General features: G+C 64.7%; 17 protein-coding genes. 8 read left to right on the forward strand and 9 right to left on the reverse strand.

What is annotated here, in order from left to right:
- Position 1: 1 nt before the first annotated feature.
- Together ACVNHC_RS19300 and ACVNHC_RS19305 are read right to left on the reverse strand one after the other, a co-directional pair.
- Positions 2-2,308: a TonB-dependent hemoglobin/transferrin/lactoferrin family receptor gene (locus ACVNHC_RS19300; protein ID WP_457168809.1), complete on the reverse strand. Its 2,307-nt coding sequence runs from the start codon at positions 2,306-2,308 to the stop codon at positions 2-4.
- A 260-nt stretch (positions 2,309-2,568) separates the two neighbouring features.
- Complete coding sequence (locus ACVNHC_RS19305) at positions 2,569-7,656, reverse strand: autotransporter domain-containing protein (RefSeq protein ID WP_457168811.1); 5,088 nt, start codon at positions 7,654-7,656, stop codon at positions 2,569-2,571.
- 210 nt (positions 7,657-7,866) lie between these two features.
- Here ACVNHC_RS19305 and ACVNHC_RS19310 point away from each other — a divergent pair, with 210 nt between their 5' ends.
- From ACVNHC_RS19310 to ACVNHC_RS19340, 7 genes are all read left to right on the forward strand, one after another.
- Entirely contained in the window at positions 7,867-8,808 is a 942-nt protein-coding gene (locus ACVNHC_RS19310; RefSeq protein ID WP_457168813.1) for an AraC family transcriptional regulator, read from the forward strand.
- Between the two features lie 112 nt (positions 8,809-8,920).
- Positions 8,921-9,898: an SLAC1 anion channel family protein gene (locus ACVNHC_RS19315; RefSeq protein WP_457168815.1), complete on the forward strand. Its 978-nt coding sequence runs from the start codon at positions 8,921-8,923 to the stop codon at positions 9,896-9,898.
- 107 nt (positions 9,899-10,005) lie between these two features.
- Positions 10,006-11,352: an NAD(P)/FAD-dependent oxidoreductase gene (locus ACVNHC_RS19320; protein ID WP_457168817.1), complete on the forward strand. Its 1,347-nt coding sequence runs from the start codon at positions 10,006-10,008 to the stop codon at positions 11,350-11,352.
- Between the two features lie 13 nt (positions 11,353-11,365).
- Positions 11,366-11,719, forward strand: coding sequence for a DUF5368 domain-containing protein (locus ACVNHC_RS19325; protein WP_050473713.1), 354 nt, complete (start codon positions 11,366-11,368; stop codon positions 11,717-11,719).
- Positions 11,720-11,848: 129 nt separating this feature from the next.
- Positions 11,849-12,865, forward strand: a complete 1,017-nt coding sequence (locus tag ACVNHC_RS19330) for a cytochrome-c peroxidase (RefSeq protein WP_099052182.1) — start codon at positions 11,849-11,851, stop codon at positions 12,863-12,865.
- 341 nt (positions 12,866-13,206) lie between these two features.
- The gene (locus tag ACVNHC_RS19335) at positions 13,207-13,560 is read left to right on the forward strand and encodes a hypothetical protein (protein WP_457168819.1); all 354 of its coding nucleotides are present in this window, start codon (positions 13,207-13,209) and stop codon (positions 13,558-13,560) included.
- 60 nt (positions 13,561-13,620) lie between these two features.
- Positions 13,621-15,150, forward strand: coding sequence for a multicopper oxidase family protein (locus ACVNHC_RS19340; RefSeq protein WP_457168821.1), 1,530 nt, complete (start codon positions 13,621-13,623; stop codon positions 15,148-15,150).
- A 102-nt stretch (positions 15,151-15,252) separates the two neighbouring features.
- On the opposite strand, the gene ACVNHC_RS19345 is transcribed toward ACVNHC_RS19340, so the two are convergent.
- The 6 genes from ACVNHC_RS19345 to ACVNHC_RS19370 all read right to left on the reverse strand — a co-directional run bounded on the left by ACVNHC_RS19345 (position 15,253) and on the right by ACVNHC_RS19370 (position 24,919).
- The gene (locus tag ACVNHC_RS19345) at positions 15,253-15,996 is read right to left on the reverse strand and encodes a hypothetical protein (protein ID WP_457168823.1); all 744 of its coding nucleotides are present in this window, start codon (positions 15,994-15,996) and stop codon (positions 15,253-15,255) included.
- A 939-nt stretch (positions 15,997-16,935) separates the two neighbouring features.
- Positions 16,936-19,023 (reverse strand): TonB-dependent siderophore receptor, encoded by a 2,088-nt coding sequence (locus ACVNHC_RS19350; protein WP_457168825.1) that lies wholly within the window; start codon positions 19,021-19,023, stop codon positions 16,936-16,938.
- Positions 19,024-19,210: 187 nt separating this feature from the next.
- Complete coding sequence (locus tag ACVNHC_RS19355) at positions 19,211-20,095, reverse strand: AraC family transcriptional regulator (protein WP_374631294.1); 885 nt, start codon at positions 20,093-20,095, stop codon at positions 19,211-19,213.
- A 74-nt stretch (positions 20,096-20,169) separates the two neighbouring features.
- Positions 20,170-21,894, reverse strand: a complete 1,725-nt coding sequence (locus tag ACVNHC_RS19360; protein WP_457168827.1) for an ABC transporter ATP-binding protein — start codon at positions 21,892-21,894, stop codon at positions 20,170-20,172.
- 68 nt (positions 21,895-21,962) lie between these two features.
- The gene (gene fhuB / locus ACVNHC_RS19365; RefSeq protein WP_457168996.1) at positions 21,963-24,011 is read right to left on the reverse strand and encodes a Fe(3+)-hydroxamate ABC transporter permease FhuB; all 2,049 of its coding nucleotides are present in this window, start codon (positions 24,009-24,011) and stop codon (positions 21,963-21,965) included.
- A gap of 5 nt (positions 24,012-24,016) precedes the next feature.
- Positions 24,017-24,919, reverse strand: coding sequence for an iron-siderophore ABC transporter substrate-binding protein (locus ACVNHC_RS19370; protein WP_457168829.1), 903 nt, complete (start codon positions 24,917-24,919; stop codon positions 24,017-24,019).
- 137 nt (positions 24,920-25,056) lie between these two features.
- Between ACVNHC_RS19370 and ACVNHC_RS19375 the strand changes: the two genes are divergently transcribed.
- A complete protein-coding gene (locus ACVNHC_RS19375; protein WP_457168831.1) occupies positions 25,057-25,890 on the forward strand; it encodes an ATP-binding cassette domain-containing protein in 834 nt (277 codons plus the stop codon).
- Positions 25,891-26,252: 362 nt separating this feature from the next.
- Here ACVNHC_RS19375 and ACVNHC_RS19380 read toward each other — a convergent pair whose 3' ends face one another.
- Positions 26,253-26,513, reverse strand: coding sequence for a type II toxin-antitoxin system ParD family antitoxin (locus tag ACVNHC_RS19380; RefSeq protein WP_019965468.1), 261 nt, complete (start codon positions 26,511-26,513; stop codon positions 26,253-26,255).
- Between the last annotated feature and the right edge of the window lie 207 nt (positions 26,514-26,720).

Genomic DNA, 26,720 nt, shown 5'->3' on the forward strand with positions numbered 1-26,720 from the left:
CTCAGAACTTCACGTTGAAGGCGGCGGAGAAGGTCCGCCCGGCGCCGGTCTGCAGCTCCAGCGGGTTCTGGCTGGCAACGGACGTGGAGGGGCGCAGGGTCATGCCCGCGGCGGAGGCCTCGAAATAACGGGTGTCGAAGACGTTCTTCACCCCCACATCGAAGGACGCCATCTCGCTGACCTTCCAGCTGGCGAAGAAATCCAGCAGGGCATAGCCGCCCGGCTTGAAGCCGTTGACCTCGCCCACCTTGTAGACGGGGCTTGCCAAGGTCGTCACCGCATCCAGCGTCAGGTTGTAGTCGGGAATCGCGTAGCTGAGACCCAGCACCGCCGTCAGCGGCGGCAGCGTGTGCGCCGTGGTGTCCGCATCCGCCGAGACATTCTGGATGCCCTTCTGCCAGGACAGGCTGGCGGTGGCCGTCAGATCCCGCGTCAGGCTGTAGGCCCCTTCCACCTCGATGCCCCAGACCTGCACCTTGGAGAGGTTGCGGTAGGTGTAGATGCTGGTGCCCGGCGGGTTGTAGAAGTTCTGGATGAAGTCCGTGTAGCGGGCATGGAACGCGGTGACGGCGACATAGCCGTTGTCGATCTCTGCCCTTGCGCCAGCTTCCAGCGAGCGCACATATTCGGGCTTCAGGTCCATTGCCGGGACAAGATCAAAGAAGCTGCCGGGAACGGAAGTGTAGAGCTGCTGGGCGGTCGGCATCTTGAAGCCCTCGCCATACTTGCCCCAGACGGACCAGGTCTGGTCCACCCGGTAGAGCGCGCCGAGGCTTTTCAGAAGCTCGTTGTCCTGCCGCACGAACGGCGGGGAGCCTGCCACCAGCTTGTAGTCGGCATCGGGCTTGGGCTCGATGCGGTAGGTGGCAAAGCGCAGGCCCGGCGTCAGCTCCAGCTTGCCGTCAAACAGGCCGATCTTGTCCTGCGCATACACGTCCGCCCGGCGGGTCTGCGCATTGGCGAAGTTGAAGCCCCCTGCCCGCGCCTCGGTCACCGCGCCGGTGACGAGGTTGGTGGTGCGGTCGCGGCGGACATAGTCCTGCGTGGAATAATCCCCGTCGAAGCCGAAGGTCAGTTCGTGCGACAGAGCCCCGGTGTTGAAGCTCTTGGTGGCCTGAACGTCGAGTTCGTAGAAATCTTCCGAATAGCCAAGCAGGTCCTCGGTCCGGTAGGCCTGCAGGGCGGCCGTTGTGCCGCGCAGAAGACCGCTGCGGTCATATTTGTGCGGGGCAAAGGCGAAGGAGGTCTTCAGCGAATCCAGCAGGCCGTTTTCCGGCGTCCACTGATGCTCGGCGCCGAAGCGGTGGCGCGTCAGCTCCAGCTTGCGGTCATAGGAGGTGACCGTGTTGCCATTGGTCTGGCGGCCGAGGGTGCGGGTGTAGTCCACATCCGTATCCCGGCGCATCATGTCGGCGGAGAGCTCCAGCCGGTGTTCGGTGGTGGGCGTCCAGACGAACTTCAGCAGGCCGCGGTAGCTGTCCGTGCCCATCCTGTCGAGCTTGTTGCAGGGCAACTGTCCGGCAGTCAGATTGCGCGGGCAGCCATAGATGCCGCCATCGGCGCGGGCGTTGGAGAGCCGTGCCTCATGCCCCGACTGGCGGGAAACCGCCGCCAGAACGGCAAATGTGTCCGACCAGCGCTGCGCAAACACGCCTGATACCGTGCCCGAGCCGTTAAGGCTGTCATAGGCCACCCGGCCCTGCCCGCCCATGCTGCGGCCCTTGAGCACGTCTTCCGGATCGAGCGTTTCCACCGCGACGATGCCGCCAAGGGCATCCGCCCCCCACAGCACGGAGGCCGGGCCGCGCACCACCTCGACCTGACGGACGAAATTGAGGTCCAGATAGTCGCGGGTGCCATCGGTGATGCGCTCGGCGACGCGCGAGCCATCCACCAGCATCTGCACCCGGTTGCCGCCGACGCCGCGCACGGTGAAGCCGCCGAAAGTGTTGAACGGATCGGTGGCGCTGGTCTGCCGGGCCACGGTGACACCGGGCAGATAGCGCGTCAGCTGCTGCATGTCGGAAATGCCCAGCCGCTCGATATCCGCGCCCGTGACGACGGACACATGCGCGGGAACATCCAGAACCGCCGTTTCCTGCCGGTCTGCGAACAGGGTGACGCGGCTGAGCTGGGTAATCAGCCCCTGCGCATCAGCCCTTGCCTGCGCATCAGTGGCCGCAGCGTCCGGCTGGGTGGCGGTTTGGGCGGCAGTTTGAGCAAGGGCCTGGCCTTGCTGCGCGCACAGGAGGGCGAGGCCGGCGCAACCCGCCAGCCAGAGGGCTTTGCGCCCTTCGTATCTCGACATGAAAATAGCTCCCCGGCAGCTCCCCGCTGTGCGGATGGAGCCGGTCTACAGTGTGACTGCTTGCTTTGGGCTGGCTGGGAGAACGGCAAGGATGACGGCCGTTCATACAAACCGGGAAATATAAAACCTGATATTAAGAGTCAAGTATTAAATATGGCGCGACGATGACACCCGCCGGACCGGGCTTTCCACCAGCGCAAAGAAAAACCGCCCGGATGGCGGGCATCCGGGCGGTTCTGGATATCGGGCTTGCGGAAGGCTCAGAAGCGCAGGCGGAAGCTGCCCTTGACGCTGTGGTCGGTGGCTTTGGCCGCCAGTTCGCCCTGATAGGCGAGCGTGAGGTCCAGTTTTTCCGTCATCGTCATCGAAACGCCCGTACCGATCAGCAGCGCATCCCGGTCCAGCGCCCGGCCACGGATGGCGAACGGGTTGCCACCGGCCAGAACCATGGTCTGGGTTGCCGCAACATCGCCGAAGGCATGGCGCCAGACGAACTCACCCGTCAGCTTGACCGGAATGCCCTGAACCCCGGTCTGCACCGCACCGCGCACACCCACGGTGGAGAAGGCGGTTTCCATCGCCTTGCCGCGCACGGTCAGCGCCGCACTGCCGCCGGCTTCCGTGAACTTGGCCCCGTCCTGATGCACCAACGCAAGGCCGGTGAAGCCTTCCACGAAGGCGCCCTCCATCACGCCGCTGAACATGTGGCCATAGGCCAGCTCGCCGAAGCCCTGCACCTGCGACACGCCGTAATCCGCCTTCAACTGCTGCGAGATGCTGGCGAAGTTGACGTTGCGCCGGGTGGAGACATCCTGCCAGCTGTAGCTGGCACCACCACGCAGCGACACAGCGCCCCAGTCCGTGGCGGCAAAGTCATAGCTGCCGTAAACGCCTGCATGATAGGCCGTCACGGTTGCGCTGGAGCCAAGCGGCTTGCTGTCCAGATAACTGCCCGTGTAACCGGCCATGATGCCGGCCATCACGTTGTCCGTTGGCCGCGCCTCGATGCCCGCAACCAGACCACCCATGTTGCGGCTGAAGCCGAAGGCCGTGTCCGCCGCCCGCGCCCGGCCGAAGCTGCCGAGCGCCTCACCCCAGATGCGCGTGCCTTCGAAGGCAAGGTCGCCGCCCTCGAACCGCCGGTCGAACGCTTCCTGCGTCAGGCGCTTGAGGGCTGTGCCGCGCAGGATGGCGCTGTCTTCCAGCATCTGCCCGGCGGCGGAAGCATGCGCTTCGCCCGAGACCTGATTGAAGGCAGTGCGGGCGCCGTCTGCCGACAGGCCGGTCACTGCATCTTTCAGCTCAGACGCATTGGACAGGCTCTCAAGCCCCGAGGCCGCAGCGATCTCGTTGGGCGTGAGGCCCAGTTCGGCAAAGCTGATGTCGTTGCGGGTCAGCGTCAGCAGCACATCCGTCGCCGAATAGCTGAGCGCTGCGTCAAGGAAGGCGAAGTTGGTGCTGACCAGCGGATCGAAGCTGCCCGACACGCTGGAACCACTCAGGATGGTGTAGGTGGTGGAGGCGGAATAGCTGCCGCTTTCGGCCAGCACGCGCACGGATGCGCCGCTGTCGATGGTCACCGTGCCCGTGGCGATTACACGGTCGGACGTGCCATTGGCATTCACCTCCACCTCATAGACGGAGCCTGCCGCGAAGGACACGGGCCCGGCCACGTTGATGGTGCCGATGGAATTGCCCGGTGCAACAATGCCCCCGGACAGGACGGTCAGGCTGGCGATGGTGCCATTGCCCCCGAGAATACCGGTCTGCCCGGTGCCACCGCCCACGGACACCTGTGTGCCCGTCAGACCTGTACCGTCCAGCACTAGCTGCGCGTCGATGACGGAGGTGGAGCCTGCGAAACTGCCCTCGAACTGCGCCTGGCCGCCGCCCGTGAAGTCGATGCTGCCCGAACCGCTGACAGTGCTGGACACCGTGTAGCTATCGGACCGGTTGAAGATCAGCTGGCCGTTGTTGACGATGGCGCCGGTGACTTCACCACTGGTGCCGCCATCGCCGATCTGCAGCGTGCCGGACGAAATGAGGGTTGCGCCCGAGAGATCCACCCGGCCGGTGATCACCAGCGTGCCGCTGCCCGCCTGTTCCAGCGTGCCGGTACCGCTTATGTCCCCGGCGAAGGTCACCACATCCGCGCGGTTGAACACCAGCGCGCCATTGTTCGTGACATTGCCAGCCCCGAGCGAGCCGGAGCTGTGGCCGTCGCCCACCTGCAGCGTGCCGGCGGAAATGGTGGTGCCGCCGGAATAGCTGCTGGTGCCGGTCAGATAGAGCGCGCCGCTGCCCGACTTCACAAGTCCGCCGGAACCGGTGAGCGTACCGGTCAACTGCAGATCCTCCCCGGTTGCCACATCAAACCGGCCGGCACTGTTGAAGACCATCGTGCGGCTGGAAGACATGTTGGCCGTCGTGGCCAGCGTGCCGCCATTGAAGGTGAGGCTGCCATTCGTGCCGCCGAGGTTCTGATCGCCAGAGACCGACAGCGTGCCCGCATTCAGCAACGTGCCGCCGGTGTAGCTGTTGCTGCCCGACAGGACGATGGTGCCCACACCCGTCTTGCTGACGGCGCCGGAGCCGCTGATGCCGGTTGCGATGGTGGCCGTCAGGCCAGTGTCGATGCGCAGCTCCAGGCCGCCGGAGCCTGCCTCAAGCTGGCCCGTGCCTGACAGCGTGTAGCCATCCGTGGCGAATTGCAGGCCTGCCACGGTCTGGGTGCCCGACACGGTGACCGTGCCGCCCGTGGCGCCGGCAAAGACCGCCGTCAGGCCGGCCCAGCTCGTGGCGACATTGCCAGCCTGGCTGGTCCAGTTGGTGGTGCTGCTGTCCCATGTGCCGGAGCCGCCGTTGACGGCGTTGTTCGCCGTAGTCTGCCCGCCGTTCCAGAACTGCAGGCCGGTGTAATCGGCGACGAGGTTCACCTCTCCCGGCGTGGCCAGAGAGAAGGTGAGTTCGTAGCCCGCAGGCACATCGCCGAACACCAGCCCGTTGTCCGCCGTCAGCGTGCCGTAGTCGAACAGCCGGTAGGTGCCCGTGCCGAAGTTGCTGCCCGTGATGATGTTGAGAATGCCGTCGAGCGTCAGGCCATTGGTGACGGACACCAGATCGTTGACGCCGCTTCCCACGACGCCCGGCGTGTCCAGCTCGAAATTGAGCAGGCTGGAGTCATTCAGCACAAGGCTGCCAACCGTCAGCGTGCCGGGGCTGCTGCCGGGGTTGAGGTTGCCGCCATTCAGCACCGTCACCGTGCCGCCAATGCTGCCGCTGCCGCCAAGCGTGGCACCGGATGCGATGCTCACAGCCGTGTTGCCGAGCGAGCCTTCAACCTGAAGCGTGCCGCCGGAGACGGCCGTCGCACCGGTGTAGGTGTTCGCGCCGGACAAGGTCAGCGTCCCGGCCTCGCTCTTGGCCAGAGTGCCGGTACCGCTGATGGGCATGTCGAGGCTGAGGCTGCCGGTGAAGTTTGCCTCAATGGATCCTGCGCTGTCGATGAATGCTGCCGTCAGCGTGCCGGTCTGCCCGCCGGTGCCAAGCCGGATGGCGCTGTACTCGTCCACGGAAATGCCGTTGGTGACCGCCACCGTGCCGCCATCCACAACGGTCAGGTTGTTCGTGCCGCCCTGCCCGATGCCGATGGTCAGCTTGTCGGCAATGGTCCAGCTGCCGGTACTGCCGGACACGGTGACAGAGCTGCCGGACAGCCCGAGAATCTGGGCCTGGCCCTTGCTCTCCATCTGCCCGCCGGCAATCGTCAGGGTCGAATTTCCGGTCACGCCAATCTGCGTGTAGTCATTGGCGGTGACGGTCGAACCGCCGGAGACTTCCATGACGCCTTCAACAACGAACATCTGTGAGGTCAGGCTGCCGCCATTTTTGATGTGGAATTGTCCGGCGTTCATGATGAAGTCACCGCCTGCGGTGAAGGTGCCGCCGTCAAACTCCAGGATGCCGCCTGACATCCTCAGATCAGCATCTACCGCGTTGCTGGCCCCGGTCAGAACGAGGATGCCAAGACCACCCTTTGCAAAAGTTCCGGTGCCCGAGATGGTACCCGAGAAGGTGTTGGTGACGGTATCCGCAACGGCAACCGTCAGAGTGCCATTGCCCAGAACGACATCGCCGGTACCGGAGAGGCCACGGATCTGATTGGTGACGCCGTCAGCCGTCTGCAACGTTGCACCGGAGGCAACCTCATAGGTGGAGTCATTGGCCAGCGCACCGCTTGCCGCAACGAGAAGCGTACCCGCAGCAATGGTTGTCGTGCCGGTGTAGCTGCTGGTGCCGGACAGGGTCAGCGTCCCGGCGCCGGTCTTGGTGAGGGAGCCGCCGCCGCTGATGGTGCCGCTGAACGTCACCGCATTGCTGACGGTATCAACGGTGCCGGAACTGGCCCCGAGGGTGACGGCATTGTCGATCGCCGTGGCGCCGGTGACGGCCAGCGTGCCACCGTTCAGAACCAGCGCCCCGGCCCCAAGGTTGCCGTCCGATGCAACGGACAGGGTGCCGCCGGAGACTGTCGTCGTCCCGCCGTAGGTGTTGCTGCCGGACAGCGTCAGCGTGCCTGTGCCGCTCTTGACCAGCGCGCCGCTGCCCGAAATGACGCCGGAATAGGCCGAAACGCCGGTGCCGCCGACCGTCAGGGTGTTGGCGTTGAGATTGAGGTTGCTCGTCCCCGACAGGGAACCAACCGTTTCGCTGCTCTGCAATTCGGCCGTGCCGCCAATCAGGGTCAGCGCCGCAGTATCAGCCACCGCATTGCCGCCGGAGAGGATAACATGGCCGGCGTCGACCGAGATGCCGCCGCCATTGGTGTTGGTTCCGGATAATGTAAGTGTACCAGTACCGCGCTTGATCAGTGTTGAAGGTCCGGACAGGTTGCCGGAGAACGATGTGGAATCGTTATTGTTAGTGGCCAGAGCACCATTGAGAACGACGCTGCCGCTTCCCGAAAGCGATCCTACATTCTCGCCAGTGTCGACCTGAAGCGTCGCCCCGCCACTTACGATCACTTGGCCATGGTCATAAATGGCAAGGCCATTAGAGATTACCAGCGTTCCGCCGCTGACCGTCGTAGTGCCGGTGTAGGTGTTCGTGCCGGAGAAAGTCAGCGTGCCGGTGCCGGCCTTTTCAAAGTTCCCTGCGCCCTGAAGGGTGCCGCTCCAGACGGTGCTGCTATTGTCAGCATTGCTGACCCACGTCTGTCCGGCGGAAACATCGGCTGTGCCGGTCCCGGAAAGGTTCTGCGCCTGGGCCGGAAACACGCCCAATACCAGCGTCAGCGAGGCTGCAGACCATGCCTGCTTCGAGCGCAGGAGAAAAAATCGATGCTGCATGGTCCACCTGATCCGGATACGTTGCCCGTTCAGGTAGCATCACTGGAGTGGACAGTGCTTGATATTTCTTGCGGTATCAACGCAGCGGCACAAGCCTGGGAACAGCCATGACTGCACTGTGATCAGAAGACCATTCCTGCCGTCTATTTTCAGCAATTGCTGTATCCCTTCCGGTGTTGGGCAGAGCGGCACCAACGGCTTGAGGCGAAAGTGAACCCATTGAAAACACTGGAAGAGGCAATCCGCGACGAGCAGCTCCTCACGGCGGGCTGGCCGACAGAGAAGGGGCAGAAGCGCACCGTATTCCCCCCTGTGATGCTGGAGGACCCGCGCATTGCCCGTGCCGTCCGCTTTCTCGAGCGCACGCCCGCCGGACGGATCGTGCTGGAGGATGTGGCCGCCGACGCGGGCCTCAGCCCCTTCCATTTTCAGCGCGTCTTTCAGGATGTGATGGGGGAGAGCCCTTCGGCCTATATGCGCCGTATCCGGCTGGACCGGGCTGCGATGAACCTGCAGATGAGCCAGCTTCCCATCACCCGCATTGCCTTTGATGCGGGCTACTCCAGCCATGAAGCCTTTGTCCGCGGCTTTTTCACCCAGTTCGGATCCGTGCCTTCGGAGTTCCGCCAGAAGGCACAGAAGCTGCTGCCGGCGGCCTCGGGCATAGCTGCTCCGCCTGCCGTGCCTGTGGTGACCCAGCGGCGCCAGCCGGTCAGGCTGCTGGCCATGCGGTTTCATGGCCCCATGCCGCAGTTTCAAGAGCATTGGCAGCAGTTCAAGGCCTATCTGCGGGACAAGGGGCTGTTCCGCGAGGACCTGCAGCCCGTCAGCATCTTTTTCGACTCCCCCATGATCACGCCCCCCGGCCTTTACCGGCATGACTGCGCGGTGATCGACACGGGGCAGGACTGGTCCGGCACCGGCCTTTACCCGCATGTCTTTCCGGAAGGGCGCTACGTCAACATCCGCCATACCGGGAGCTATGACCTCGTTCTGGCCACCTATGCCTGGATCAGCATCGACTGGATCAACCAGACCGGCGAAGCCTTCGCACCCGACAGCAACGGCGGCTACGAGTTCTACCGCACGGCCCCGTGGGATCCCGCCGGCGGCAGTCAGGATCTCGATATCGTCCTGCCCCTTGAATTCTAGCCCTGCGGCAAACCTTCGCATTTTGACGGACTTGCTTTTATTTTCGATATTTTGAAAATATGAGTTCGCCTTGTGCTGACACCATTCAGCTTGAGGCACAGAGGGGCCGGATATGGACGAGACTGCCGTTGCCAGCGTGAAGCATTCACGGCTGGAGCATTTTCCCATCACCTTTTTCGCCACGGGCATGGGCATGATGGGCCTGACGCTGGCCTGGCGTGCCGCAGAGGCCGCCTTTGGCTGGCCGCATCAGGTCTCCGGCATGCTGCTGGCGCTGTCCATTGCAGGGCTTGCGGTTGTCAGCCTGTTCTATGGGGCAAAGCTGCTGCGCCATAGCGCCGATGTGGCCGCCGAATGGCGCCACCCGGTGCGCATCGCCTTCTTTCCGGCCATTCCCATCTCGCTGCTGCTGCTCGCCGCTGCCCTTGCCGAGCCGGCCCCCCTCATCGCCACGGCCATCTGGCTGCCCGCCACGGCCCTGCAGGGCGTGCTGGCGCTGTCGGTCGTCTCCGCCTGGATCGGCCACCGCCCCTTCCAGCACCAGACCCTGACGCCCGCCTGGTTCATTCCGGCGGTGGGCAATGTGGTGGTGCCGCTGGCCGGAGCCCGGCTTGGCTACATGGAACTGTCCTGGCTGTTCTTTTCCGGCGGGCTGATCTTCTGGATCGTGCTGCTGACGCTGGTGATGAACCGGCTGATGTTCCACGATCCCCTGCCCGGCAAGATGGTGCCGACGCTGATGATCCTCGTCGCGCCGCCCGCCGTTGCCTTCACCGCCTGGCTGCGGCTGACAGGTGAGCCGGGCCATTTCGGCCACTTCCTGCTGAGCTCTGCCTATGTCTTTGCGCTGGTGGTCACCACGCAGGCCGGCAGGCTGCGTAACATGCCATTTGCCCTGTCCTGGTGGGCGCTTTCCTTTCCGCTGGCCGCCCTTGCGATTGCCAGCTTCGGCTATGCGGGCGCAGTTGCTTCGCTGGCTCATAAAATCATCGGTGCCGGGCTTCTGGCCCTGCTCACCATGGTGGTCATTGGCCTTGTCTGGAGGACGGCAGGGGCAATCAGAAGCGGCACCATCTGCGTGCCTGAGTGAGGTTCATACCGGGCGGAAGTCCGGACTGAACAAGCCCGTGCGGCGTATGAGCAGTTTCAAGGCGTGATGCGCCTGCATCTCAGACGCCTTGGTAAAAAGGGGGGAACATGAGCAAAAACAAGCATTTCACACTGAGCCGCCGCAGCTTCATGGGGCTGGCGGGTGCCGCCGGGGCCACAGCCGTTCTGGCCGCGCCCGGCAGGGCACAGCCGGTCAGCACCAAGGCCCGCATCGTCATCATCGGTGCAGGGGCTGCGGGCACGGCCCTCGCCAACCGGCTGGTGGAGCGGCTGAACGGCGCCAGCATCACCATCATCGACGCCCGCGCCGAGCACATCTACCAGCCGGGCCTGTCGCTCGTCGCCGCCGGGCTGAAGCCCGCCTCCTACACGGTTTCGCGCACCAGCGACTGGCTGCCGAAGGGCATCACCCTGATCACGGACACGGCCGCTGCCGTTGATCCGCTGTCGAAGGTGGTCTCCACCACCGGCGGGCAGACGGTTGCCTATGACTTCCTCGTGCTCGCCCCCGGCCTGATGCTGGATCACGACGCCATCGAGGGCTTTTCGCTGGATCTGGTCGGCAAGGACGGCATCGGCGCCCTTTATGCCGGGCCGGACTATGCGGCGCGCACATGGGCGGCAGCCTCCACCTTTACTGAAAAGGGCGGCATCGGCCTCTTCACCCGCCCGGCGACGGAAATGAAATGCGCAGGCGCACCGCTGAAGCACACGTTCCTGATCGACGACATCGCCAGCCGCGGTGCGGGCCGCGGCAAGTATGAAATCCACTATGCCGCCCATAACAACGCGCTTTTCTCCGTGCCCATCGTCTCGGAAAAGGTGCGCATGCTCTTTGGCGAGCGGGGCATCAAGACCCATCACAGCCATGTGCTGAAGAAGGTGGACCCGGGCCGCAAGCTGGCCACCTTTGCCGTCACCGCGAAGGACCCGGCAACGGGGGAAAATGTCACCTCGCAGCATGAGATGCCCTACGACTACCTGCATGTGATCCCGCCGCAGCGGGCGCCGCAGTTCATCCGCTCTTCCGGCCTGTCCTGGCCCGACAAGTGGACGGATCAGGGCTGGGTGGAATGCGACCAGAAGACCCTGCGCCACCTGCGTTTTCCCGAGATCTTCGCCCTTGGCGACGTCGCCGGCGTGCCGAAAGGCAAGACGGCGGCTTCCGTGAAATGGCAGACGCCCGTGGTGGAGGACCATCTCGTCGCCGCCATTTCCGGCAAGGAAGGCACCGCCACCTACGACGGCTACACCTCCTGCCCGCTGATCACCCGTGTTGGCCGGGCCATGCTGGTGGAATTCGACTACCGCGACAATCTGGTTCCCTCCTTCCCCGGCCTGATCGCGCCGCTGGAGGAACTGTGGATCAGCTGGCTGATGAAGGAAGTGGCGCTGAAGGCAACCTATAACGCCATGCTGCGCGGCAAGGCCTGAGGGAGGAGACATCATGAAGGAACTGACGTTTGGAACTCTCCTCGCCGTTTTCGAGGAAATCTTCGGCCGCGGCCTGTTCTGGGTGATGGTCATCGTGGCCGGCCTCATCACCGCCGCCTATCTCTATGTGCTGATCCGGGACCGGGCGCTCTCCATGCGCAAGTTCCTCTGGGCACAGGTTTCCATGCCCTTCGGCGCGGTGGCGGCGGTCTGGTTCGTGCTGGGCGTCACCAGCTCGCACATGCGCGACATGGGCGGCCCGGTGGATATCATCGTCCTGCTCGGCGTTGCCGTGCTCGGCGCCGTCGGCGCGGCCATTCTCGTCTACACCGCCCAGTCGCTGATCCGGGGCGAAGGCGCGCGGTGAGGGAAAGCGGTTTGGAATCGCTCCAGAATTGACCGAGGTCAAACAGGTCTGCGTGGCGTCAACGTAGCTTGTTTCTGGAGGGGTTCCAAACTGCGGAGAATAACGATGACGCGTAGTTTACCCGCCGCCATGCTCGCCATGGTGCTGCTGTCCGGCGCTGCTTATGCCGATGACTTGCGGCAGACGGCACTCGAAATCTTCAAGCCCCTGCCCTCCACCATTCCGGCGCTGAAAGACAATATCGTCACGCCGGAGAAGATCGAACTCGGCAAGGCGCTGTTCTTTGATCCGCGCCTGTCGGCTTCGGGGGTCTTCTCCTGCTACTCCTGCCACAATCTGGCAACGGGCGGCGATGACAACATGGAGACCTCGGTCGGCCACGGCTGGCAGAAGGGCCCGCGCAACTCCCCCACCGTACTGAATGCGGTGCTCAACGAGGCCCAGTTCTGGGATGGCCGCGCGGAAGACCTGGCCGCACAGGCCAAGGGGCCGATCCAGGCCGGTGTCGAAATGGCCAACACCCCCGATCAGGTGGTGGCGACGCTGAACTCCATGCCCGCCTATGTCAGCCAGTTCAAGGCTGCCTTCCCCGGCGACGCGGATGCTGTCAGCTTCGACAATATGGCCAAGGCCATCGAGGCCTTTGAAGCGACGCTGATCACCCCTGCCCCCTTTGATGCCTGGCTGAACGGCGATGACAACGCCCTGACGCAGGAAGCCAGGGCCGGGCTGGAGCTCTTCATCGACAAGGGCTGCTCGGCCTGCCATTCGGGGGTCAATGTGGGCGGACACGGCTACTATCCCTTCGGCCTGATCGAGAAGCCGGGTTCGGAAATCCTGCCCCCCGGCGACAAGGGCCGCTTTGCCGTGACCGAGACGGTGGGCGATGAATATGTCTTCCGCGCCTCGCCGCTGCGCAACATTGCCCTGACCGCGCCCTACTTCCATTCGGGCAAGGTCTGGGATCTGTCGGTGGCGGTCGAGATCATGGCCGAAAGCCAGCTCGGCGAAGCGCTAAAGCCGGAAGAAACGGCGCAGCTCGTCGCCTTCCTCGACAGCCTGACCGGCAAGCAGCCCGTGATAACGGTCCCGATCCTTCCGGCAGAAACGGCAGCAACGCCGCGGCCGGTGACCGAGATCCGCTGATTAACGGTTGATTAACCATCCTCTTGCGAACAGAAGGCGCCCGGCCCGCCGGGCGCCTCGAGGCGATGACAAAGCAAGAGTTCTCCTCTTTCGTCATGGCCGGGCGAGTCCCGGCCATCTACAAGCCTTTGATTTGTATAGATCCTCGGCACAAGGCCGAGGATGACGATGGAGAGGCTGAAGATTTGTCAGCAGTCTGAGGTGCCAGGCCCGCCGGACGCCTTGAGTTTTTTCCCTGCAGGGCTCCGGATGGCACGGCACGGTCCACGGCATCGTGAAGGCCCGAGTGCTGGACTTTGCCCCCGCCCCTGCCCTATCGTGCTGTCATGCTGCGCTTGGTGATGAACCTGCTTCTTGCTGCCGCACTGGTGCTTTCGCCGCTGGTGGCGCTGGCCCATGGCATGGCGCAGGATGGGAAACCCTCCGGACAGCATCACCGGATGGCCATGGCCGCCATGGACCATGCGCAGGCAGGGCACGCGGGTGGCCATGAAGACAGAGCCGCCGTTGATGATCCGGCCAGCCTTGCCGCCTGCGCCAGCATTTGCCTTCTGCTCGCCCCCTTCGCCCTTCCGGCCCAGCCTGCCGCCCTGCCCTCTGTGCCCATGCAAACGCATGAGGGCACCTCCGTGCGTCTCCCCTCCCCCACCGGCGCCGCGCCGCCGCTACAGCCGCCCCGCGCTCTCTCCGCCTGAACCGGCCGGAACTGCTGGCCATTCAACATAAGGGATGCCTCATCCCGTGGAGAGATACTCATGATCACGACAAGACGCGCCCTGCTGCAGGGCGGCGCCGCCCTTGCGGCCTATGCAATGCTGCCTGCCAGCCCGATCCTTGCGGCCACACAAACCGGCACAAGCCCCCTGCCCTTGCGCGCGGTCAAACGCACGCTGGAGGTGAAGGGCCGTGCCGCCACGGTGCTCGGGCTGGAGGGGCCGTCCGGCCCCGGCCTGACGCTGGACGCCGGCCAGCGGTTTCAGGTGAACCTGACCAACGGGCTGGACGAGCCAACCCTGATCCACTGGCACGGCCAAATCCCGCCCAACGAACAGGACGGCGTGCCGGACATGCCACTGCCCGCGCTGCGGCCGGGCGAGAGCCGCGCCTATGACTTTGCCCCGCGCACGGGCACCTTCTGGATGCACAGCCACATTCCCTTTCAGGAGATGCAGCTTCTGGCCGCCCCGCTGATCGTGCGCAGCGCGGCTGAGATGCAGGAGGACCGGCAGGACGTGGTGATGCTGCTGCATGACTTTTCCTTCCAGAGCCCGGAAGAAGTGATGGCCGCCATCGGCGCGGGACACGGCGGCGGGCATGGTGATGCGCATGGGCATGGGCACGGGCACGGGCACGGGCACGGCAGCCATGGCGCGGCCGCAGCGGGCCACGCAGCGCACGGCGCCCACGCCGGGCACGCTGCTGCAAACGGGCAGGGCGGAATGGACATGTCCGGCGCGCAGATGGCGGGCATGGACCTCAACGACCATGACTGGGACGCCTATCTCGCCAATGACCGGACGCTGGACGACCCGCAGGTGGTGCAGGTGGAAAAGGGCGGACGGATACGCCTGCGCATCATCAATGCCGCAGCCGCCACCGTGTTCTGGATCGAAACCGGCGCGCTGGCCGGGCGGCTCACCGCCGTGGACGGCGATCCGGTGGCGCCGCTGGCGGGCAGCCGCTTCGGCCTTGCCATGGGTCAGCGCCTCGACATCGAGCTGGATCTGCCCGCCGCATCAGGCAGCTGGCCCATTCTGGCCCGGCGGGAGGGCGCGCGCGAACAGACGGGGCTGATCCTTGCCACCGCAGGCGCCCGCATCAGCAAGCTGCCGGATATGACGGAGGCACCGGCACCCGCCTTCGACACGGACCTTTCGCAGGAAAGCCGGTTGCGCGCCGCCAGCCCCTTGCCGCAGCGCCCGGCGGACCGGCAGATGATGGTGATGCTGGGCGGCACCATGCAGCCCTATGTCTGGACCCTCAATGGCGCCGTCTGGGGCCAGCATCAGCCGCTGGAGGCCTTCAGCGGGGAGAGGGTGGAAATCACCTTCCACAACATGTCGATGATGGGCCACCCGATGCATCTGCACGGGCACGTGTTCCAGGTGGTGGCCATCAACGGCCAGCCCCTTGCGGGCGCGCTGCGCGACACGGTCTATGTGCCGCCCATGGCGATGGTGACGGTGGCGCTGGATGCAGGCGAGGCGGCCAGCTGGATGCTCCACTGCCACCACATGCCGCATCTGGTGACCGGCATGATGACGGAGTTTCAGGTCCGCGCCTGAAGCGGCAAGGGCAGGGGGAGGGGCATCCTCTCCCCCAAAACTTCGCAATTGCGAAGCTGCACTCAGGCGGCGGCAGATCTCCGCGCCCGAGACCGTCAAAGACTAACGGGGACCGCACATCTGGGCGATGAGAGCCTCGGCCTTTGCGTCACGCGGCGGCAGCGGCTTCAAATCCCCCGGCTTGCTGCGGGCGTTCCCCGTCTTTGCCGCCGCATCTGCCCGCGCCTTGTCATCTGCCGGTTTCAGTTTGCAGACAATCTCGCTCAGAACGGAATCCTTGGCCTTCTCGAACTTGATCCGGTCGCTGATCGCGGGGTAGCGCCTGCGCACTCTGGCCTTTTCCTCCTCCGTCAGATCACGGATGGCCATGCGGTAGCGGCTGCCGCCTTTGAACCAGTTGTAGGCCGCCGGGACCTCGACCACTTCGATGAAGCCGATATGCTTGATTTCGCCAGCCTCTACAGTAAATCGCGACGCATTAAGCGTTTGCTTCAGCTTGTCCAGATCACGGGTGAAGAAACCCGAGTGAAAATGATAGGAAGTGCCGCCCGGATATCCATACCCAACAATGCCGTACCTGCCGGAATCGAGGACATAAACGGGATCAAAGTCATACCCCGCGCTATTGCCCCCTCCATGTATTTTCGTAGACACGAGTTCACCCTCCTCCATCCGCCTGACGTACAAGTTCCCACCGGGGGACGGCAGACTGGCGATGATCATGCCGCGGTTGTCCTTTATCTCCGCAAGCTTTGCGCTGATGTCGGCCGGCGCATCCGGGTTCGGGGCAGAGATACACCCGGCAACAAGCAGAGCGGCGGCAAGGGGGAAGAAGCGGAATAACATTGAGGGCCTCGCATTTGGGCATATCGAAGAGATCTGCCGCTGAATGCTCCGGCAACCCTGCGCGAGGCTTGTGAAGGGTGCAGATTGCGCCAGAAACAATCTGTGATGGATGCGCGAACAATGTTTGAAACGGACCGGGGTGATGCATTTGCTTTCCGGCAGAACGCCTCCGCCCCTCCCCACGAGTGGGGCAGTGTTTGCATTGGACTGCCGGTCAGGCACCAATTCCTCTCCCCCCTTGAGGGGGAGATGCCCCCGGCAGGGGGCAGAGGGGGGTAACGGACTATCCGCTCATATGAGAGGGGGTGCTGTGATGAAGCGCCGCTCCCCCCCTCTGTCTGCAGACGCAGACATCTCCCCCTCAAGAGGGGCTACCGGATTCACATATCGTGCTTGAAGCCGGCGACGGCTTGGGGAAAGCCCGCAGTCTGGTCATTCCGGCACGGCGTTTCAGCCCCCCTCCCCCTCGTGGGGAGGGGTTAGGGGTGGGGGGAAGGCCTTTCCGGCTGGCAGAGTATCCATTGATTACAGATAGATTCCCCTCGTAATGCCTCTTCAGGAAAATATCTGTCTTTCATTAGTTGCGGGCTCAGATCCCCCCACCCCTTACCCCTCCCCACCAGGGGGAGGGGAGCGGAGAGTCCTCGCCACAGATCAGATGCATCACGCGGTCGGTGTCCGCAACGGATGGGTGCATGCCGTAGCTCAAAGGGGGAGAGGAACTGGAGCCTCACTGACAGTCCGCTGCAAACACCGCCCAATTCCAAAGCCTGAAGCGCCCGTATTGAAAGCCGCGCAACAGAGACTTCGCAATTGCGAAAGTCCGGGCGGCGGCTGAGCTGGAAAACCAGAGTTTTCACCCTATCATATTGCTATCATTCAATAAAAAAGGCGGCACCTTTCGATGCCGCCGCTCTGATCCCTATACCCGGGCCGCCCTTACCAGGTGGTGTGGAGCCGCAGTTTCAGGGTCCGGCCCTCGCCGTAATAGCAATAAGCGGCGGTGTTGCAGGCGGACACGTAGCGCTTGTCGAAGAGGTTGGTGGCGTTGAGATCCAGCCCCCAGTTGTCGCGCTTGTAGCCGATGCGGGCATCCGCGAGGGTGACGGCAGGGACCTTGTAGAGATTGGCATTGTCGGCGAAGGTCTCGCCCACATAGCGCAGGCCGCCGCCGATGGACAGGCCATCCAGCGCGCCGTTGAAGAAACGCTCGTCAAAGCCGTAATCAAGCCAGAACGAGCCCTGCACCTCGGGCGCGGCCAGCGGCACCTTGCCCACATTGGCGGCGGTGTTGTCCTTCGTGATCTCCAGATCATAGGCCGTGAAGGCGAGGGTGGCCCTGAGGTTCCGGGCGATCTCGCCCTTGGCTTCCAGCTCGATGCCGCGCGAGCGCACTTCGCCGGTCTGGACATATTGCCAGGCGTTCACCGGGTCGGCGGTCTGCACGTTCTGACGCGTCAGATCGAAGATGGAGGCGGTGAAGAGCACATTCATGAAGCCAGGCTGATATTTGAGGCCCGCCTCATATTGGGTGCCGGTTTCGGGCTTGAAGGCCTCACCGCCGAAGGTGGTGCCGAGCTGCGGATTGAAGAAGGTGGCAACGCTGATATAGGGTGTCAGGCCAAAGCCGGTTTCATAGGCAATGCCCGCCCGGCCCGATGCCGCGCCGTCCCGGCTCTGCGTGCCCTTGTTGTCCGTCCACAGCTTGTCATAGCGGCCATTCAGCGTGACGATCCAGCCGCCGCCGAAGCGGATCTGGTCCTGCAGGTAGAAACCGGCCTGCTGCTGTTCCAGCGTGCTTTCCGCCGGCAGCGTGGCGCTGGGGGCGGCGAGGCCATAGACCGGATTGAGCACGCTGATGGAGCCGGCCGATCCGAAGGCGACAGCGGAACGGCTGGTGTAGATGCGGTAGTCGGTGCCAAGCAGCATCTTGTGCGCCAACGGGCCGGTGCCGAACGCGCCCGTCACGCTGGTATCGGCCACGAACTGATCCATGCTGGTGTTCTGCTTGAAGGCCCCGCGGCCAAGATAGCCCGGCGTAGCGTAATAGCCATACCCCAGCACCTGCTGCTCGCCCACGTTCACATGAGTGTAGCGGGCCTTCTGGCTGAAGCTCCAGCCGGAGCCGAAATCATGCTCCAGCTCATAGCCCACATAGCCCTGCGTGCGGGTGTAATAGTCGTAGTCCGGTTCACTGGCGTTGAAGTCCCGGCTGATCCGGCCGAAGGCGGCTTCGGTGACGGTGCCCTCATAGGGCAGCCAGGTGCCGGGGATGTGGCGCTCGTCAACGGCGGTGTAATTGGCCAGGATCGTCAGCCGCGTTGCATCGGTCATGTTGATGCGCAGGCTCGGCGCAATCACGCCCTTGAAATCCGGGTCGAACTTGTCCGAGTCCTTGCCGCCTTCAAACCGGGCCACGAGGCGGTAGTCGAACCGGTCGTTGAAGGCATCGCCGATATCAAAGGCCGAATAGCCCGAGCCCTTGCCTGAGCTGCTGTAGCCCGCCTCGGCCCGGCGGATGCGCTCGCCCGTGGGCAGTTTCGACACGTAATTGACGAGGCCGCCGGGGTTGGAGCCGCCATAGAGCACGGAGGCTGCGCCCTTCAGCACCTCGATCCGCTCCAGCGTGTAGGGGTCCACCAGGGTGGAGCCATAGCCTTCGAAGAACAGCGGCATGCCGTCGAGATAAGCGCCGGTCTGGGTGGCATCGAAACCGCGGATGAAGATCCAGTCCGTGTCGCTGTCCGCGCCATAGGGCTGGGCGAAGACACCGGCCGTGTAGCGCAGGGCCTCATCCGTCTTCTGCGCGCCGCGCACCTCGATCTCCTCCCGGCCCACCACCGAGACGGACTGCGGCACTTCGGTCAGCGGCGTATCCGTCTTGGTGCCGGCGGAAACCGAGCGGGCAACGTAGTCTTTGATGTCCTGATCCGTGCCCGCTTCGCCTTCGATCACCACCGGCGCCAGCTGCGTCGCCCTGGCGTCCGCCTCCTGGGCAGCCAGCTGGGAAGGGGAAAGTGCAGTCACAGCAACGCCAGCAAGCAGACTGGCCCGGAAAACGCCCCGCATCATATTATCTTTTCCTAACGGCAAACTCACCGCCGCGCAGGACATCCGCCCCCGCAGCCCACTAAACATGAGTTTCTAGACCATGTTTTCGGGCGGCGATTGTCCGATCTTGTGATCGCTTGAACGAAATTCCGGCAAAGATGGATTATCCCAGCCGCTGACGCAGCCAGGCGCCCGGCGTCGTGCCTTCAAAGCGGCGGAAGGCGCGGGTCAGATGCGACTGGTCGGCAAAGCCTGCTGCCAGTGCCGCGTCCGTCACGCTGACATGCCCCTCTTCCAGCAGCGCCTTCACCCGTTCGATCCGCTGCGCCATCTGCCAGCGGTGCGGCGGCATGCCCATGGACACCTTGAAGGCCTGCGCAAAATGCGAGGTGGAAAGCCCCGCCACGGCGGCCAGTTCGGCAAGGGGAAGATTGCGGCTGCAATTGCGGGACATATGGTCCAGCACCCGGTTGAGGCGGCGGGGGGCAAGGCCGGAGGCGGGATTTTCCGGCTCACGGCTGACCTTGCCAAGGGCGGTCAGAAGCGCCGCCGCCAGACTGTCCGCATAAAGCGCGTCCAGATCCCCCGGCTCGCAGCATTCCAGCGCGATGAGGCGGGCCAGCGCCAGCACGCGCTCGTCACGGAAGGAAAAGCTGGCGGCGTTGAGGGCAGCAAGGTCAAACCGGCTGCCAAAGCGGCTGGCAAGGGCCGGCACATCGAGGTGAATGTCGAGATGGCGCAGGTGCCCGAGCGTGCCCATGGAGGACCAGACCGGCAGTCCGGCGGGGATGAAACACATGGGATTGCGCCGGTCGAAGGTCATGCGCTGCGGCGCCTGCGGATGCACCATCAGGTCGATGGCCGCATCACTCTCCGTCTCCAGCATGACGAACAGGCGCGGGGCAGGGGAGACATACTGCCCATGCGCCCCGGCCCGGCACTCCACATCCCACACATCGGCCAGCATGCCGGACCAGGCCCGCCAGCGCAGGCCATCCACGGGCGAAACGCCCTCCACATGGCTTTCCATGTTCGGATGAAAGGTCATGTCCGCAGCCTTGCGATGAAAATACAGCCTTCTCCTTATAAAAGCTGAATATAAAAGTCAAGATTCTGTGGATTTCACTGCGCCAGACGCAGCTGGGCGTAGCGGCTGCCTTCGCGGGCCAGCAGCTCGGCTTCGCTGCCTTCCTCGACAATGCGGCCCTGTTCCACCACGAACACCCGGTCTGCGCCTGCGATGGTGGCCAGCCGGTGGGCGATGATCAGCGTGGTGCGGCCGGTGGACAGCTCGGCCAGCGACTGCTGGATCGCCTTTTCCGTCTCCGTGTCGAGGGCGGAGGTCGCCTCGTCGAGGATGAGGATGGGCGGGTTCTTGAGGAAGATCCGGGCAATGGCGAGCCGTTGCTTCTGCCCGCCGGACAGTTTCACCCCGCGCTCGCCGATCACCGTATCAAGGCCATCGGGCAGGCTTTCCACCAGCTCGTCCAGCCTTGCCCGGCGCACCGCCTCGCGGATATCCGCTTCGCTGGCGCCAAGGCGGCCATAGGCGATGTTCTCGCGGATGGTTCCGGCAAAGAGGAACACATCCTGCTGCACGATGCCGATGTTGGAGCGCAGGGACTTCAGCGTCAGATCGCGGATATCGGTGCCGTCGATGGAAATGGCACCGCCGGTCACGTCATAAAAGCGCGGCAGCAGGGAGCAGATGGTCGTCTTGCCGGCGCCGGACGAGCCGACAAAGGCCACCGTTTCACCGGCCCTGATCGAGAAGGACACCCCGTTGAGCAACGGCGCATCCGCCTTGTAACCAAAACGCACATCCGTGTAGCTGATGTCCCCGTCCAGCCGCCCCACGGCGCGGGCGCCGGGGCGGTCGGCAATGTCCGGCTTCACCGCCAGGAAGGAGAGATAGCGCTGAAAGCCGGCGATGCCCTTCGGATAGGTCTCAATGACGGAGTTGATCTTGTCCACCGGACGGAAGAACACGTTGACCAGCAGCAGGAAGCCGACAAAGCCGCCCGCGCTCAGATCCCCGCGCACCACGTACCAGGAGCCCGCCAGCATCACCACCACCTGCACGAAGCGCATGGACAGGTAGGACAGCGACATGGAGGCGGCCATCACCTTGTAGGCGGCCAGCTTCGTGTCGCGGTAGCGGATGTTGCTGTCGGCAAAGAGGGCGCGCTCGTGGTCCTCATTGGCAAAGGCCTGCACCACGCGGATGCCGCCGACATTCTCCTCGATCCGGGCGTTGAAATCCGCCACCCGGCCATAGAGCGCGTGCCAGGTGGAGGTCATGCGGCTGCCGTAGTGGGTCGTCACCCAGGCGGTGACCGGCACGACAACGCCGGTGATCAGCGCCAGTTCGGTGTGCACATGCAGCATCAGGAAGAAGGCGCCGATCAGCGTCATCAGGGCGATGAACAAGTCTTCCGGGCCATGGTGCGCCACCTCACCGATTTCCTCCAGATCCTTGGTCAGCCGGGCGACGAGATGGCCGGTCTTCTGATTGTCGAAATAGCCGAAGGAGAGTTTCTGCAGGTGATCAAAGGCCTTGCGCCGCATCTCCGTCTCGATGGCGATGCCCAGCATGTGGCCCCAGTAGGTGACGATGACCTGAAGCCCCGCGTTGAAGAAATAGATCGCCATCAGCCCCAGAACCGCCAGCGCGATGAGGCCGAGCTGGCCTGTCGGCAGCAGCTGATCGATGAACAGCGTCACGGCCAGCGGGAAGGCCAGCTCCAGCATTCCGGAAGCAACGGCGCTGCCGAAATCCAGCGCGAAAAGGCCCTTGTGCGGCTTGTAATAGGCGGCAAAGCGCCGGATCAGCTCGGTCTTGGTCATGGAAGCTCTTCAGGAAGGGAAGACGCCGTGAAAGGACAGGCGGGGGAAGGGCAGGGCCATCGGGCGTCTCATGTCTTTCGGGCCATCAGCCAGATCAGATACGGGGTTCCGGCCATGGATGCAAACAGCCCTAACGGCAGTTCATAGGGAAAGGCAGCAGTGCGGGCGCCAAAATCGGCCATGGCCATGAGCGCAGCGCCCAGCAGAGCCGATCCGGCGAGAAAGCCGGGCGTGCGGCGGATGCCCGCCCGGCTGACGATCTGCGGGGCGATGAGCCCGGCAAAACTCAACGGCCCCACCAGCAGCGAGGCCGCCGCCGTTGCCAGCGCCGCCACAAGGATCAGCACGCCCCGGCAGGCGCGCAGCGAAAGGCCCAGCGACAGGGGCACCGCCTGCCCGAGCGGCAGGATGGTGAGCCAGCGCGAGGCCAGCAGGCTGGCACCGAGGGCAAGCCCGAGGCACAGGATGAGCGCCGCCGCCGTTTCCGGCGTGGCGGAAGCCGCCGTGCCGCCGAGCCAGGCGAGGATCTGCCAGGCCTTGGGGTTTCCCGTGGCAACAAGGGCGGCCAGCAGCGCCGAACAGAAGGCGCTGACGGCAATTCCGGCCAGCAGCAGGCGCTCCGGCGCCAGATTGCGCCGCAGGGCAAAGGCCAGCACCATCAGCAAGGCTGCCATTGCCCCGGCCAGAGACCCGCCCAGAAGCTGCCAAGGCCCCGCCGCAGGCAGCAGCAGGAGCGACAGCGCATAGCCGGTGCCCGCACCGCCGCTGACGCCCAGCACCTCCGGACTTGCCATGGGATTGCCCGTCATCCGTTGCAGGATCGCCCCGCTCAGCGCCAGCAGCCCGCCCGCCGCCGCAGCCGCCGTCATGCGCGGCAGGCGGAAGGGGAGGAGTTCGGCAAAACTGGCGGGATCGAGCCAGATCCAGGCTTGTCCGGTCCAGTTTGGCCCCGTCCAGTTTTGACCCGTTCTGGCAAGGAACAGGGACAGGACCGCAAAGGCGATCAGCCCGCCGCAGACCAGCAGGAAGGCCAAAGGAGAGCGAAGGGTGCTGGCCGCAGGTGCGTGACCGGCCGTCATGCCGCTGGCAAGGCTGGTGTGGCGCATGCGGACCAGCAGAAACAGGATCAGCGGCCCGCCGAGCAGGGCCACAACCGAGCCCGTGGGGAACGTGTCGCCGCCCGTCACCGCCAGCGTCTGCACCATGCCGTCGCACAGCCACAGCAGCAGCGCGCCCATCAGCGGCGAGGCCGCCAGCACGGCAGCACGGCGGCGGACGCCGGCAGCGCGGACGAGGGCAGGGGCCGCAAGCCCGACAAAGCCGACGAGACCCACCGCCGCCGCCACCATGGCCGACAGGCCAACCGCAATCAGCGCCACCAGCAGGCGGACAAGGCCCAGATTGACGCCGAGCGACCGGGCGGACGTATCCCCCAGATCCAGCATCCCCAGCGGACGGATGGCCAGCGTGGCCAGCGCGCCATAAAGGGCAAGCTGCCCCGCCAGCCAGAGGGCAGGGCTCCAGTCCTGCTGGCTGAGCGAGCCGCCGTTCCAGATGGCCAGCGACATCAGATATTCGCCCCGCGACAGGGTGAGCGCCGCCGCAAGCCCGCTGCACAGGATGGCGATCAGCATGCCTGCCACCACCATGGTCACCGGCTCGAACCGCTGGCGCGCGCCGAGCCCGAAGACCATTGCAGCCGCTAGACCCGCCCCGAGGAAGGCGGTCAGCTGACGGTTGCCATCGAGAAAAGCGGGAAACAGCAGCGTTGCCGCGACAATGGCCAACTGCGCCCCGGCGGCAATGCCGAGGGTGGAGGCATCCGCGATGGGGTTGCGCAGGACGGCTTGCAGCAGAGCCCCCGCCAGCCCCAGCGCCGCCCCGGCCAGCAGGGCCACAGCCGCACGCGGCAGCAGCGCATGAACGAAGATCAGCTGATCCATGCTCATGGATTGCGGGGCGCTGAAGGGATCGGGCCACCCGGCCAGCGGCAGGCGCGAGAGCGTGCCCGTGGCGAAGAACAGACAGGCCGCAGCCGCGAGCCCCAGCCAGAGCAAAAGGCCGGGCAGGGCAGGGCGGCGGAGGGTGCTTGCCGGAGAAGGGGAGGGGACATGCATCGCGCTCATGCTGGCTCTCCCCCCGCTTCAAGAGCCTGCGTCAGCAGCCGGGCAAAGCGCAGGCCTGCGGTGATGCCGCCATAAGGGTTGATGTTCGCCAGCCGGATTACCCGGTCCTCGCGCACCGGTTCCAGCATCTTCCAGATCATGCTGCCCTCAAAGCCGCCGCGCGCCTCGACCGGCACTTCCGAGACGATGACGATGCGCGCCTGCGGACGGGCCGCCAGCATTTCCAGCGGCACGGGCGCGGCAAAGCTGAAACGGGACTGGTCCGTCCAGGCGTTCTCAAGGCCGAGGCGTTGCAGCACATCGCCGAACATGCTGTCCGCCCCGAAGGCCCGGAAGTGGCGCGCATCGCCGATGTTGATGAGATGGAACGGGCGGTCTGCAAAGCGGGCAAGACGCTGCCGGTACCCCTCAAGCCGGGCATCAGCCTCCGCCAGCACCGCACGCCCCTGGTCCGGCACGCCCAGCCGGGCGGCCACTTGCTCCACCGCCGCCAGCGCCTTTGCGAAAGGCGGCTCGCCCGGCAGATAGAACGGCAGCGGCAGCACCGGCGCAATGGCCTCCAGCGCCGCCTGCTGGCTGGCATAGAAGGGGGAGGAGAGGATCAGCTCCGGCCTTTGCAGATACAGCAGCTCAAGATTGGGCGCACCGCGCAGGCCAAGGTCCGCCACCTTCTCCGGGATCACCGGCTCCACGGCCGATCTGCGGAACTGCAGCAGCTCCGTTGCCGCCACAGGCGTCACCCCCAGTGCCATGGCGGTTTCCAGCATGGCCCAGTCCACGCAAGCCACGCGCGGCACTGCCGCCGCCGCAAGGGCATGGAGCGGACGGGCAGCCAGAAGCCACGCAGCGCCCGCCAGGACGCTGCGCCGGCTGCAAAGCCTCGTAGCCGTTCTTTTCATGGGACAAACCAGTATCAGACAGCGTGATGGCAGGCGGGTGGAGCGCAGCAGCAGGCGCCGCCGCTTGACCTTTCCGCCCCGATCCGCGAAACATGAAAACATAACTCCAGTTTGACCAGTAACGGAATCCGGGTTTCATGTCCATGTCCGCCAGCGCCCTCCGGGCTGACGCCGCGCCGTCCTTCGATCTTTCGCTGGCCCTCGCCTTTTCTCTGGAAAAGGTCAGCTTCCGCCTTGGGGACAAGGTGCTGCTGCAGCCGCTGGATCTGGACCTGCCGGCGGGCAAATCCATCGCGCTCATCGGCCACAACGGCTCGGGCAAATCCACGCTGCTGAAGCTGCTCGGCCGCCAGCAGGAGGCTGCCGGCGGCACCATCCGCTTTCAGGGCGAGGCCTTGAGCCGCTGGAACGCCCGCGCCTTTGCCCGCAAGCTCGCCTATCTGCCGCAGCACACGCCCGTGGCCCCCGGCATGCTGGTGCGCGAGCTGGTGGCCCTTGGCCGCTATCCCTGGCATGGCGCCCTGGGCCGCTTTGGCGCCGCCGACAAGGCCAAGGTGGAGGAGGCGCTGGCCCGCACCGGCATGGAGCCTTTCGCCGGCCGGCTGGTGGACACGCTGTCCGGCGGCGAGCGTCAGCGCGCGTGGCTCGCCATGATGGTGGCGCAGGATGCGGACTGCCTGCTGCTGGACGAGCCGATCTCCGCCCTCGACATCGGCCACCAGCTGGAAGTGCTGGGCCTGATCCGCGATCTGGTGCGCGACAAGGGGCTGACGGCCATCACCGTGCTGCATGACATCAACATGGCCGCCCGCTTCTGCGATCACATCGTGGCGCTGCACTCCGGGCAGAAGATCCTTGAAGGCAGCCCGGCGGACATCATGACCAGCGACGCGCTGCGGCGCATCTACAACGTCGACATGGACGTCCTGCCCGCCACCACCTCCGGCCACCCGGTGGCCCTGGTGCGCTGAGCCTGCGGGCAGGCACGCAGATGTTGCTTTGATGCCGGAAAAGACGAGCCGTTTCAGAGACTTACCGCTTTGGCTGAGGCTTCTCGTTTCCCCTCCCCCTTGAGGGGAGGGGGTAGGGGTGGGGGTCTTCACGCAGGAGCGCAGCTTGACTGGCACTCGTCTCTATCCAGCGCATTTTCAATGAAAATACCCCGTGTTTTCAGTCTGTTACCCCCACCCCTCACCCCTCCCCTCAAGGGGGAGGGGGACAGATAGGCCCCGCCGTTGAAACAACGGCTATCACCTGTTGCAAAAGCCCTGAACGTCTTTCTGCACGACGTGTGCATGCAGTAGCTCAAGGGGAAGGGGGACTGAAAACCGCCCTAGCCACGCTTGCGCGCTTCTGCTCTCAGTTCGTTCAGAAGCCCGCCGGCATCCAGCTGGCGGCCTTCACCACTCGCCATGCCTTCATCATAGGCCTGTTTCAGGCGGGCCAGCTCCAGCTGGCGAACCTCTTCCCGCTGCTCCCACAACCGCAGGGCCTCGCGGACGATTTCGCTGTTTGAAGCATAGCCGCCGCTGTCAACGGCCGCCTGCATCATCGCAGCCTGGTGCGGGGTGAGGGATACGGTCAGGGTGCGCATGGGTGTAGCCTTCCTTTGCAGCCATTTTACCACGCATAACAAGATCCAACAATTCTTGTTAGAGGCACCTCATGCCACATCTGGAAGGGCCTGCCCTCTCGCGAGCGGCTCAAGCGCTTGCGCAAATCCACCACCACACACCGTCTCTCCTCTGGACAGCGGGCAGGGGAGGGGCCTACTGTGCGTTTGTGCACAGGCTGGTTTTCT

The organism is Pannonibacter sp. Q-1 (assembly GCF_054073275.1).

What these genes read in the sequence shown, in the direction of transcription:
- ACVNHC_RS19335 (WP_457168819.1), top strand. Translation starts at nt 13,207, where the DNA reads ATGAACCTGCTTCTTGCTGCCGCACTGGTGCTTTCGCCGCTGGTGGCG.
- ACVNHC_RS19355 (WP_374631294.1), bottom strand. Translation starts at nt 20,095, where the DNA reads ATGACCTTTCATCCGAACATGGAAAGCCATGTGGAGGGCGTTTCGCCC.
- ACVNHC_RS19375 (WP_457168831.1), top strand. Translation starts at nt 25,057, where the DNA reads ATGTCCATGTCCGCCAGCGCCCTCCGGGCTGACGCCGCGCCGTCCTTC.
- ACVNHC_RS19380 (WP_019965468.1), bottom strand. Translation starts at nt 26,513, where the DNA reads ATGCGCACCCTGACCGTATCCCTCACCCCGCACCAGGCTGCGATGATG.
- ACVNHC_RS19370 (WP_457168829.1), bottom strand. Translation starts at nt 24,919, where the DNA reads ATGAAAAGAACGGCTACGAGGCTTTGCAGCCGGCGCAGCGTCCTGGCG.
- ACVNHC_RS19320 (WP_457168817.1), top strand. Translation starts at nt 10,006, where the DNA reads ATGAGCAAAAACAAGCATTTCACACTGAGCCGCCGCAGCTTCATGGGG.
- ACVNHC_RS19330 (WP_099052182.1), top strand. Translation starts at nt 11,849, where the DNA reads ATGCTCGCCATGGTGCTGCTGTCCGGCGCTGCTTATGCCGATGACTTG.
- ACVNHC_RS19345 (WP_457168823.1), bottom strand. Translation starts at nt 15,996, where the DNA reads ATGTTATTCCGCTTCTTCCCCCTTGCCGCCGCTCTGCTTGTTGCCGGG.
- ACVNHC_RS19325 (WP_050473713.1), top strand. Translation starts at nt 11,366, where the DNA reads ATGAAGGAACTGACGTTTGGAACTCTCCTCGCCGTTTTCGAGGAAATC.
- ACVNHC_RS19305 (WP_457168811.1), bottom strand. Translation starts at nt 7,656, where the DNA reads ATGCAGCATCGATTTTTTCTCCTGCGCTCGAAGCAGGCATGGTCTGCA.
- ACVNHC_RS19300 (WP_457168809.1), bottom strand. Translation starts at nt 2,308, where the DNA reads ATGTCGAGATACGAAGGGCGCAAAGCCCTCTGGCTGGCGGGTTGCGCC.
- fhuB (WP_457168996.1), bottom strand. Translation starts at nt 24,011, where the DNA reads ATGCATGTCCCCTCCCCTTCTCCGGCAAGCACCCTCCGCCGCCCTGCC.
- ACVNHC_RS19360 (WP_457168827.1), bottom strand. Translation starts at nt 21,894, where the DNA reads ATGACCAAGACCGAGCTGATCCGGCGCTTTGCCGCCTATTACAAGCCG.
- ACVNHC_RS19315 (WP_457168815.1), top strand. Translation starts at nt 8,921, where the DNA reads ATGGACGAGACTGCCGTTGCCAGCGTGAAGCATTCACGGCTGGAGCAT.
- ACVNHC_RS19340 (WP_457168821.1), top strand. Translation starts at nt 13,621, where the DNA reads ATGATCACGACAAGACGCGCCCTGCTGCAGGGCGGCGCCGCCCTTGCG.